Origin of the sequence: Caballeronia sp. INDeC2, assembly GCF_023631325.1 — a bacterium.
GTDB lineage: Bacteria > Pseudomonadota > Gammaproteobacteria > Burkholderiales > Burkholderiaceae > Caballeronia.
The window spans coordinates 1-11,246 of sequence record NZ_JALQDG010000035.1; the positions used below are offsets into that span (position 1 = coordinate 1).

The 11,246-nt window shown below is 61.9% G+C and carries 10 protein-coding genes; 6 read left to right on the forward strand and 4 right to left on the reverse strand.

The genetic code is table 11. The annotated features are described in order from the left end of the window. Positions 1-189 precede the first annotated feature (189 nt). A complete protein-coding gene (gene garD / locus NCS28_RS22735; protein WP_250516033.1) occupies positions 190-1,782 on the reverse strand; it encodes a galactarate dehydratase in 1,593 nt (530 codons plus the stop codon). 201 nt (positions 1,783-1,983) lie between these two features. Between garD and kdgD the strand changes: the two genes are divergently transcribed. Continuing rightward, complete coding sequence (kdgD, locus tag NCS28_RS22740; RefSeq protein WP_250516034.1) at positions 1,984-2,901, forward strand: 5-dehydro-4-deoxyglucarate dehydratase; 918 nt, start codon at positions 1,984-1,986, stop codon at positions 2,899-2,901. 102 nt (positions 2,902-3,003) lie between these two features. Beyond that, positions 3,004-4,356, forward strand: a complete 1,353-nt coding sequence (locus NCS28_RS22745; protein WP_250516035.1) for an MFS transporter — start codon at positions 3,004-3,006, stop codon at positions 4,354-4,356. 45 nt (positions 4,357-4,401) lie between these two features. Here the strand turns inward: NCS28_RS22745 and NCS28_RS22750 are convergent, their stop codons facing one another. From NCS28_RS22750 to NCS28_RS22760, 3 genes are all read right to left on the reverse strand, one after another. After that, positions 4,402-4,734 (reverse strand): DUF2322 family protein, encoded by a 333-nt coding sequence (locus tag NCS28_RS22750; RefSeq protein WP_250516036.1) that lies wholly within the window; start codon positions 4,732-4,734, stop codon positions 4,402-4,404. Between the two features lie 64 nt (positions 4,735-4,798). After that, on the reverse strand, positions 4,799-5,245 hold the full coding sequence (locus NCS28_RS22755; protein ID WP_250516037.1) for an SRPBCC family protein: 447 nt from the start codon (positions 5,243-5,245) through the stop codon (positions 4,799-4,801). Positions 5,246-5,360: 115 nt separating this feature from the next. After that, positions 5,361-7,169 (reverse strand): MEDS domain-containing protein, encoded by a 1,809-nt coding sequence (locus tag NCS28_RS22760; RefSeq protein WP_250516038.1) that lies wholly within the window; start codon positions 7,167-7,169, stop codon positions 5,361-5,363. A gap of 240 nt (positions 7,170-7,409) precedes the next feature. Here NCS28_RS22760 and NCS28_RS22765 point away from each other — a divergent pair, with 240 nt between their 5' ends. The 4 genes from NCS28_RS22765 to NCS28_RS22780 form a co-directional block, all read left to right on the forward strand. Beyond that, positions 7,410-8,024, forward strand: a complete 615-nt coding sequence (locus NCS28_RS22765; RefSeq protein WP_250516039.1) for a VC0807 family protein — start codon at positions 7,410-7,412, stop codon at positions 8,022-8,024. A 248-nt stretch (positions 8,025-8,272) separates the two neighbouring features. Further along, a complete protein-coding gene (locus NCS28_RS22770) occupies positions 8,273-9,118 on the forward strand; it encodes a glycine betaine ABC transporter substrate-binding protein (RefSeq protein WP_250516040.1) in 846 nt (281 codons plus the stop codon). A 153-nt stretch (positions 9,119-9,271) separates the two neighbouring features. After that, a complete protein-coding gene (locus NCS28_RS22775) occupies positions 9,272-10,621 on the forward strand; it encodes an MFS transporter (protein ID WP_250516041.1) in 1,350 nt (449 codons plus the stop codon). Between the two features lie 35 nt (positions 10,622-10,656). Next, on the forward strand, positions 10,657-11,246 hold a 590-nt coding region (locus tag NCS28_RS22780; RefSeq protein ID WP_250516042.1), incomplete at its 3' end, for a membrane dipeptidase.

Here is an 11,246-nt window from a genome sequence, read left to right on the forward strand (position 1 = left end):
CACAGCGATACATCGATCGTGTCGTGACTTGCATCGAACGATAAAGGCGCCATCGATTCGGTCATATAGAACGATGTTGAAATCGCGGAGGGAGATGGGCGAAAGGCAAAAAAAACCCCAAAGGCATCCAGCCTTTGGGGTGCGGCTCACGAAACAGGGAAGTTGTATCCGCGGCAAGCGCGGTCCGAATCAGGTCACCGGCGCCGGATTGAACAGCACGAGCGCGTTATGCAGTTTGAGCGCTTCGGCCTTCGTCTGCTTCTTCCCGCTCGCGACATCGAGCATCAGCCGGAACAACTCCCAGCCGACATCGGCGATGGTCGCCTCGCCAGTCGCGATGGTGCCCGCGTTCACGTCCATCAGATCGTGCCAGCGGCGCGCGAGATCCGAACGCGTCGCGACCTTGAGCACCGGCACTTCGGCAAGGCTGTACGGCGTGCCGCGCCCCGTCGTGAAGACGTGCAGATTGATGCCCGCCGCGAGTTGCAGCGTGCCGCAAATGAAATCGCTCGCGGGCGTCGACGCGTAAATCAAACCCTTCTGCTTTACCTTCTCGCCCGGCGACAGCACGCCGGAAATCGCCGAGCTGCCCGACTTGACGATTGACCCCATCGCCTTCTCGACGATGTTCGAGAGGCCGCCCTTCTTGTTGCCCGGCGTCGTGTTCGCGCTGCGGTCCGCGCCGCCGCGCTTCAGATAATCGTCGTACCACTGCATCTCACGGATGATCGCCTGCGCCACGTCGCCGTTCGCCGCGCGCGCCGTGAGTTGCGCGACGCCGTCGCGAACTTCCGTGACTTCCGAGAACATTACCGTCGCGCCCGCGCGCACCAGGAGATCCGTCGCGAAGCCGACCGCCGGATTCGCCGTCAGACCGGAGAACGCATCGCTGCCGCCGCATTGCACGCCGACGACGAGATCCGCCGCCGGACACGTCTCGCGGCGGCGATTGTTCAGCCGCTTCAGATGCGTGTCGGCCATGCGCATGATCGAATCGATCATCGAGCCGAAGCCGACGTGCGCTTCGTCCTGCAGCACGACCGCGCCGCCGTTGTCGTCGTGGGCGTTGTCGCCGATATCCGCGACATCGTCCATTTGCGCCGATGCAGCCGCGATCGGAATGGTGCCCGGCGGCATCAGGCGCTCGGGCTGCAACTTCTCGCAGCCGAGGCTCACCATCATTACCTCGCCGCCGAAGTTGGGATTCAGCGCGATGTTGCGCACAGTGCGAATCGGCACCATCGCGTCGGGCGCGTCGATCGCCACGCCGCAGCCGTATGTATGGCCGAGGCTCACGACATCGTCGACATTCGGATACCGCGGCAGCAATTCGGCCTTGATGCGCGTGACCGCATGCTGCACCACGTCCGCGACGCACTGCACGGTCGTCGTGATCGCGAGGATATTGCGCGTGCCGACCGAGCCGTCCGCGTTGCGATAACCCTCGAACGTGAAGCCGTCCAGCGGCGACTCGTCGGGCGCCTTGATCGTCGCGATGGGCAGGTCGTGCAGCTCGGGCGACGCCGGCATGCGCGTGACGTGCTCGTTCACCCAGCTTCCCTTCGGCAGCGCTTTGGTCGCGTAGCCGATCACCACGTTGTAGCGAATTACCGCGTCGCCCTCCGCGAGATCCTTCAGCGCGACCTTGTGGCCCTGCGGCACGCGCTCGCGCAGCACGAGACCATCGGCGAACGTGGCGCCTTCGCCGAGGCCGCCGTCGTTGACGACAATCGCGACGTTGTCGTCCGGGTGGACACGAATATAGAGAGGGGACTGATTCATTCTGGCGAATCCTTGAGCGAACACACCGCGGCCGCGGTTGGAGTTATGTCATCCTACAACATAGGCAACGACGCTCACTTAGTAATTACCCTTATCGATTGATTTCATTGGCTTAAAACGGTTGTCCGACGCCCCTTCATGTTGTACGATGACTTATAAGCTCGGCACCCGCCGGTCGCTGACCAACCAGACACATAGATCATGACGACACCGCAAGAACTGAAGCAAATCGTTTCCGAAGGCCTGCTCTCCTTCCCCGTGACGGACTTCGACCAGCAAGGCAATTTCCGCGCGGACACCTACGCGGAACGCCTCGAATGGCTGGCTCCGTACGGTGCTTCAGCGCTGTTCGTCGCGGGCGGCACGGGCGAATTCTTTTCGCTCACGCAACCCGAATATTCGCAGATCGTGAAGACGGCCACCGAAGTGTGCCGCGGCAAGGTGCCGATCCTCGCCGGCGCGGGCGGCCCGACGCGCACGGCCATCGCGTTTGCGCAGGAAGCCGAGAAGCAAGGCGCGCAAGGCGTTCTGCTGATGCCGCACTATCTGACCGAAGCGTCGCAGGAAGGCATCCGCGCGCACGCAGAGGAAGTGTGCAAGGCCGTGCCGAACATGGGCGTGATCATCTACAACCGCGCGAACTCGAAACTCAACGCCGACATGCTGGAGCAACTCGCGGATAGCTGCCCGAACCTGATCGGCTTCAAGGACGGCGTCGGCGAAATCGAGAACATGGTGACGATCCGCCGCCGTCTCGGCGACCGCTTCTCGTACTTGGGCGGCCTGCCGACGGCCGAAGTCTACGCAGCCGCGTACAAGGCGCTGGGCGTGCCGGTGTACTCGTCGGCGGTGTTCAACTTCATCCCGAAGACGGCGATGGAGTTCTACCGCGCCATCGCCGCCGACGACCACGCAACCACCGGCCGTCTGATCGACGAGTTCTTCCTGCCGTATCTGAAGATCCGCAACCGCAAAGCGGGCTATGCGGTGTCGATCGTCAAGGCGGGCGCGAAGCTCGTCGGCCACGATGCGGGTCCCGTGCGCGCGCCGCTGACCGATCTGACCGAAGAAGAGCTCGAGCAGCTCGACGTGCTGATCAAGAAGCTCGGCGCGCAGTAAGCGGCACGGAAGGAGGCAGGCGAAGCGCGGGCGTCGCTTCGCACATGGGGCCGCGCGTGCGGCCCTTCGTGCATCAGCACGATCGAATCAAAGGGGAAGTCCATGTCGATGAGCCGCACCGCGAATCCCGCGGACGTCATCAAGCGCACCCGCGTGCGCTATCTCATTCTGTTGCTGGTCTTCGTGATCACGACGTTCAACTATGCGGACCGTGCGACGCTGTCCGTGACCGGCTCGGCCATGCGCGCCGAATTCGGTTTCGATGCGATTCGCATGGGCTACATCTTCTCGGCCTTCAGCTGGGCGTACGTGCTCTCGCAAATGCCCGCGGGCTGGCTCCTCGATCGCTTCGGCGCGCGGCGCGTGTATGCGGCGAGCATCTTCCTGTGGTCGCTCTTTACCTTGCTGCAAAGCTCCATCGGCCTGCTCGGTAGCGCGGCGACCGCCGTGACGGCGCTCTTCGTGCTGCGTTTCGCGATGGGCGCGGCGGAAGCGCCCGCGTTCCCGGCTAATGCAAAGGTCGTCGCGAGCTGGTTCCCGACATCGGAGCGCGGAACGGCATCGGCGATCTTCAACTCCGCGCAGTATTTCGCCGCGGTCATCTTCACGCCGCTGATGGCGTGGCTCACGCACGCGTTCGGCTGGCACCAGGTCTATATCGTGATGGGCGTGGCGGGTCTCTTGCTCGCGCTCACGTGGCTTTCCGTGATGAAGAACCCCGTGGACCATCCGCGCGTGAACCGGCAGGAGCTCGAGTACATCGAGGAGGGCGGCGGTCTCGTGCGCGGTCATCGGCGCGCGGGCGGCGCATCGCCGGCGCCGTCGAACAGCATCGGCTGGCCGGTCGTCAGGCAGTTGCTCACGAACCGCATGCTGCTCGGCGTGTATCTCGCGCAATACTGCATCAACGTGCTCACCTACTTCTTCCTGACGTGGTTTCCCATCTATCTCGTGCAGGCGCGCCATATGACGATCCTGCAGGCGGGCTTCGTCGCCTCGCTGCCCGCGATCTGCGGTTTCACGGGCGGCGTGCTCGGCGGCGTCATCTCCGATGGCCTCATCCGGCGCGGCTGCTCGCTCACGCTGGCCCGCAAGGCGCCGATCGTCGGCGGCATGCTGCTGTCGTCGTGCATCATCGGCTGCAATTACGTCGATACGGACTGGGTCGTGGTCGCGTTGATGTCGCTCGCGTTCTTCGGCAAGGGCATCGGCGCATTGGGCTGGGCGGTGGTCGCGGATACGTCGCCGAAGGAAGCCATCGGGCTGTCGGGATCGATATTCAACATGTTCGGCAACGTCGCGGGCATCGTGACGCCGATCGTGATCGGCTATCTCGTCGCGCAGTCGGGATCGTTCAACGGCGCGCTGGCGTTCGTGGGGATCAATGCGCTGATCACGGTGTTCAGTTATCTCGTGATCGTGAAGGACATCAAGCGCGTCGAATTGCGCGTGTGATTCGAGTGAAGGCCCGTTCCGTCGATGGCGGAACGGGCCTGATTTTTACTTCGCCTGAATCACGTCGATGCACAGCGCTTCGCCGCCATCGACGACCGCGAGCAGGCGATCGACATTCGGATGCGCGCCCGGACGATTGCGCGCATCGGCGGTATGTTCGGCGAACACGGCGAGACCGTGCTGCGCGGCGTTCGCGTCGAGCGTGCCGAACGTCTGCTTCAGATAGTGATAGACCGCGAGCGAGCCTTGCTTGCCCGGCTTGTTCTCGATGCTCGCGACCACTTCACCTTTGCCGTCGACCACATCGATGCGCTCGATGCCTTCGATGGCGGGCATCTCGGCCAGGTTGTCCTTGAATACGTTGCTCGGCTGAATCACGGAAAGCACTCCACGTTATGAGTTGATGATGCGGGGCGCCGTATCTTAGCCGATCAACGTGAGGTCAGTCGGGGATCTCCGGCTCGACCAGCCTCGCCAGTTGAACCAGCGATTCCTGCCAGCCGAGATAGCACATCTCCACAGGGATGACTTCGGGCACGCCCTCCTGCACGACGCTGAGTTCGGTCCCGCAAGACACCTGCCGCAACGTGACGGTCACCTGCATTTCGCCGGGCATATTCGGGTCGTCGAAGCGGTCCGTGTAGCGGAGCTTTTCGAAGGGCACGAGTTCGATGTACTCGCCGCCGAACGAATGAGCGTGACCCGTGCCGAAATTGCGGAACGACATCTTGTGCGTTCCGCCCGGGCGTGCATCCATGTGATGAACCTGACAGGTGAATCCGTAAGGCGGCAGCCACTTGGCGATCGCATCGGGTTCCAGGAACGCGCGATAGAGGCGTTCGGGCGTCGTGCGCAAGACGCGGTGTAGACGGACGGTGCCGGTAGGCATGATGTGCTCTCCTTTTGGTCGGGAAACTGGATACATCTCTACGACGATGCATCGCAGGATGGATCGACATGGACGAGCATCGGGGAAAACCCTTGGCGTGCTTTGCCGCGGTGACTTATCTGTGGATCGCGAGCGGCATCCGGAAGGTGAAAGTCGTCGCGGTATCGGTGGAAGCCAGATCGATCGTGCCGCCGTGCGCCCGCGCGATCTCCGAGACGATGAAGAGCCCGAGCCCGAGTCCCGGATGATCGTCGCGTCCCGCGCCGCGCGTGAATGGCGCGAACAGGCCTGTCTTCAAACTATCTACGATGGCCTGCCCCGCATTGCTGACCGACAGGACGAACGCTTCGTCCGTCGATACAGTCACGCTGACCGGCTGCGCCTGCGAGCCGTAAGTCAGCGCGTTCTTGAGCAAGTTGGAAAGCAGCCGCGCGATGTACACGGGATCGGCCTCGACGGGACGTTCGAGCGAAATCGCGGTTTCGATACGGCATGCCGGATACGCGAGCCGCATTTCGTCCACGGCGTGTTGCAGCGCCGGCTCCAGTCCGTCGCGCGTCCGCCGCAGCGTGATCCCGCTGCCGAGCCGCACGCGCGTCAGGTCCGAAATGTCGTCGATGAGCGCGGTCATGCGCGTCGCGCTGCGCGAGATCGCGTCGGAAATCGCGCGCTCTCTTTCACCGAGTCCACTCATGCGCAGGAGCGTCGCGCCGGCCGAAATCGCCGCGAGCGGGTTGCGAAGATCGTGGCCCAGCACCGCGATGAACTGTTCGCGCAGACCGTTGAGCATCAGCGCATCGGAGAGATCGGCCTGTGCCTTGGCCAGATGCTTTTGGGCCTCGATATGGTAGGCAATGAGGTCGGCGAACATTCGGAACATGCCGGTCACCGCGGGATCGTTCAGCTTGGCCGGTTTCGGATCGATCGCGCAGAGCGTGCCGTAGAAGCTGCCGTCGCGCAGAAAAATCGGCATCGACATATAGCTTTGGAAGCCGTACATCGCGGGGGTCGGATGATCGCGATAAAGCGCGTCCTCGGCGACGTGATCGATCGCCACCGCTTCGCGCGACTGCCGGATTTCATGACACAGCGTGGTCGCCACGCTCAGTTCGCCGCCCGGCTTCAGGCCGAAACCGATTTCGTCGTGCACGGCGAGACACACCCAGCGCTGCGGCGTCACGCGCGCGATCGCGGCGAAGCCCATCCCCGTCGCGCGGCACACGACCTGAAGGATCGTGGGCACTGCCGCAATCGCCTGAATGGCGTCGATGTCTTCCTTGAAATCGCCGGCCGCATCTCCGATGAGCGTTTCCGGCACCGCGGCATCGCACGCGATCTCGTGCGTCTGTGCGACCGGCGCATGACGCAGCACGAGATGATGACGGTCGAGAACATCCCGGGCTTCATCGCCGTCGATCATGTCATGCCGGTAACTGCACATGCAGATGAGACGCCGGCCACGAACCGCGTCCTGCAGTCTCGATTCATAGTCGGCGAAGTCGCTCCAGCGCGCTTCGTCCACCCACGCGCAGTTGCCGTTCGTGCGCAAGCCGCGATAGCCCGCGGACACCGCTTCGCGCTCACGCTGCACGAGTCCGGCGACCAGGTCGGCCGGACGAAGCGGCTGGCCGTGTTCGTAGAAAAGATGGCCGTCCTGGATCTCGATCTGGCCACACCGTTCGCGCGCATCGAGATCCGTCACGACCGTACGCAGAGCCGCGCGCGCTTCGTCGGCGTTAAGCGGCTCACCGGTCACCCACAGACAGCGCTCGTTGTTTTCCAATCCGGCGCAGAAGTAAGGAACGAGCAGATCGCGCAACTCCGCGGCCGAACCGAAAAGCTGGCCGATATGACTTCCCCAGGTGATGGCGGGCAGCGCGGCCATGCCTGAAGGGGCATGGCTTTGCTCGTGGAGTTCTCGCATGATCTCACGATGGCGGGGCCGCGCGCGAAGCCAAACAGCGTCGCTGCACAGCGCACTGACGTCACAATACCTGAAACATTATCCGATAACGCCATGCGCCACGCACGCGCGCCGGTTTGTTTTTGGCGGTGGCGCTGTTTGCTGGTGAATCGACGATTCATATGCTTCGGGTAGTGCGCATGCGATGCAATGACCACCTTTCGTCCATCGGAAGATAAGGCACATAACCGGGAGATGCCGATGATGATTCCGTCCGCGCGTTATGTGCTCGCGTTCCTCGTGAACGTCGTATTGCCGGCGTTCGCCTACAGGATCGCGATCGGCCGATTCGGCATGGTGGACGCGCTCATCGCCTCGGCGGTGCCGCTGATCGTATGGATGATCATCGACGTCGTGCGATACCGCCACTTCGATGCGCTGAGCGCCATCGTGCTGGCGGGCATCGCCATGTCGTTGATGGTCCTGCTGTCCGGCGCGGCGCGCTGGATGGGCGAGGCGCGCGAGCCTGCGGTGAGCGGCATTATCGGCGTGCTGTTTCTGCTTTCGCTCTTTCTGGACCGGCCACTTGTGTTCTATCTCGCACGCTCGACGATGTCGCGCGAGCAACAAGGCCGCGAGACGGAATTCGACGCACGATGGCAATCGAGCCCTGCTCTCGCCCGGTCCATTCGGCTGATGACGGCGGTTTGGGGTATCGGTCTCGTCGGGGAGAATCTCGTCCGTTTGTGGATTACGCTCGTTCTGAGCGAACCGGACGCCGGCCGGCTCTCGACGTTGCTTAGGTACGCCACTTACGGCGGACTGACGGCGTGGACAATCGTGTATCGCCGCAGGTATCTCAAGCGGGCGCGATAGTCGTTCTTCTACGCGTAAACCCTCTATGAACTATTCGGTGCAAATCGCGCCTTGAAAGTCAAAGAACATTGACGGCGCTTTAATGCCCCCGAATACTGCCGACTGCAGGGCGTCGCTTGCCGCGATGCGCATTCCCGTGACAGGCGAATGTGCTCATAGATCAGGAGACTTCATCGTACCCGGTCTTCATTGAACCAACCCGATACAAGGAACGTAGAATGAAGAATGCCTTGTCCGTACGCTTTGTCATGAAGACTGCCGCTGCAGTCTCCGCCGTCACGTTCGCGATATGCGCGAATGCCGCAGAGCCGATCAAGATCACGCTGACCAACTGGGCCGATACGCAGGCGGTCGTCTACACCGCGAAGTATGTGCTGGAAACGAAGCTGCAACAGCCCGTTACCCTGGTCAACGCGGATATCGGCATCCAGTTTCAGGGGCTCGCCCGGGGTGACGTGGATCTGATGCTGGGCGCCTGGCTTCCGGTCACGCACGCGGCCTACTACGCCCGCTACAAGAACGACATCGAAGATCTCGGTGCGATTTACTCCGGCGCGAAGATCGGATGGGCGGTCCCCGACTACGTGCCCGAAAGCGAAGTGGCGTCGATCGCCGATCTCAACAAGCCCGATGTCAAAGCCAAGCTGAACAGCACGATTCAGGGCATCGAGCCGGGTGCGGGCGAGATGGTCGCATCGGAGAAGGCGCTCAAGGAATACGATCTTGCCGGATATAACCTGGTCAGAGCGAGCGAGGCCGGGATGCTGACGGCGGTCTCGCGTGCTTATCCATCGAAGAACTGGATCGTCGCGACGGTCTGGAGCCCGCACTGGCTATGGCAGAAGTACAAAATGCGCTATCTGAAGGATCCAAAGGCCGTGCTGGGCGGCGACGAGCAGATTCACGGTTTCGGGTCGAAGCAATTCGCGCAGAAGTTTCCTCGCGTCAACGTCTTCGTCCGGCACTTCAAGCTGACCTTGGCCGACGTGGAAGCGATCGAACTCGATGGCAACGCCACGAACGACTGGAACGTGGCGGCGAAGAAGTTCGTCGATGCGCATCCGGAGAAAGTGCAGGCATGGCTTCAGCAATAGCATTAGGTATTAGGCATTAGGCATCACGCCGCGCGGACGATCGCGCGGCTAGCCGATTACCTAGGTAATCGACACGTATGGACCTAAGTAATTTGTGCACTTACGCTCCTTTCAACTCGGACAGAAACCGACCAGCGAAAGGGGTAGCGCGCCATGCCGAATCAAGCAGCTCAAGAGGTCGATACCAGGACGCTCAGACGTGTCATAGCCGCGGCTTCCATAGGCAACTTCGTCGAATGGTTCGATTTCGCCGCGTATGGATTCCTCGCGACCATTCTCACGCGCGAGTTCTTTCCGAGCGGCGATCCGACGGTCGGGCTTCTGAAGACGTTCGCGGTATTCGCGGTTGCTTTCGCGTTTCGACCGCTCGGCGGCCTGTTCTTCGGCGTCGTCGGGGACAGGATCGGTCGCAAGCGGACCCTCGCTTTCACCATCCTGATGATGGCGGGCGCCACGACCTTGATCGGGCTGCTGCCGACGTATGCGAGCATCGGCTACTGGGCGCCTCTGCTTCTCACGATCATCCGTTGCGTGCAAGGGTTCTCCGCCGGCGGCGAGTATGCGGGCGCCTGCGCCTATGTGATGGAACATGCGCCGCGCCGCCGTCGCGCGTTCTTCGGCAGTTTCGTTCCGGTGTCCACGTTCTCGTCGTTCGCATGTGCGGCGGTCGTTGCTTATGCGCTCGAGTCATCGCTATCGTCCGCGGCGATGATCGACTGGGGCTGGCGAGTGCCGTTTCTCATCGCGGCGCCGGTCGGTCTGATCGGCGTCTATCTCCGCGTGAATCTACATGAAACGCCGGCATTCAAGGCGCTCGAAGGGAACAAGGAAGTCGCGCATGCCCCCTTGATGGAAACGCTGCATTCGCAGTCCGGCAACATCCTGAGACTCGGCGCGTTCGTCTCGGTGACGGCGCTGTCCTTCTACACGTTCACCACGTACTTCGCGACGTATATGCAGGTCGCGGGGCACTTGTCTCGCGGAACCTCGCTGCTCGTGACCGTGCTCGCGCTCTTCTTGGCCGCGGCGCTGTGCCCGCTGGCGGGCCTATTCTCCGATCTGGTGGGCCGCCGCGCGACGATCGCGAGCACCTGCATCTTCATCATCGCGTCGGTCTATCCCGCCTTCGCGCTCGGCGGATCGGGCGACTTGTCGCGATCACTGTTCGGCGTTGCGCTTCTCGCCGTAGGCGCCGTGCTTTCGGGCGTGGTCACTGCCCCGCTGCTTTCTGAAGTCTTCGCCACCAAGACTCGATATACCGCATCTGCCATCACGTATAACCTCGCGTACACGATTTTCGGCGGCACCGCGCCGCTCGTCGCGACGTGGCTGATCTCCGCGACGGGAACGAATCTTTCGCCGGCGTATTACCTGATAGCAGTATCGATCTTCGCGATGATCGGCGGCCTTTCGTTGCGCGAGACATCCAAGACCGCGCTCGAAGAAGCGGGCCACGCAAAAGGAAGCGCGAACGATCGCCCGGCCGTAGAACGCGCGGCCTGATTTCGATTCCCATGCAAACTGAACGGACATCGACAATGAGTAGCCTTCACGATTCGAGCATCATCATCGACGGACTGAACATCTCGAAGTTCGAGCGCTCCGTGTTCGAGGATATGAGAAAGGGCGGCGTCACCGCCGTGAACTGCACCGTGTCGGTGTGGGAAGACTTTCAGAAGACCATCGACAACATGGCGGAAATGAAGCAGCAGATCCGCGAATACAGCGAAATTCTCACGCTCGTGCGCACCACCGACGACATCCTGCGCGCGAAGAAGGAGAACAAGACGGGCATCATCTTCGGCTTTCAGAACTCGTACGCGTTCGAGGATAACCTCGGTTATATCGAAGTATTCAAGGAACTCGGCGTCAACGTCGTGCAGCTTTGCTATAACACGCAGAACCTCGTGGGCACGGGCTGTTATGAACCGGACGGCGGTCTTTCGGGTTATGGCAAGGAAGTGATTCATGAAATGAATCGCGTGGGCATCATGGTGGATCTTTCGCATGTTGGCGCGAAGACTTCTTCCGATGCAATCGCCTGTTCGAAAAAGCCCGTCACGTATTCGCATTGCTGCCCGTCGGGACTCAAGGATCATCCGCGCAACAAGACGGACGATCAACTGCG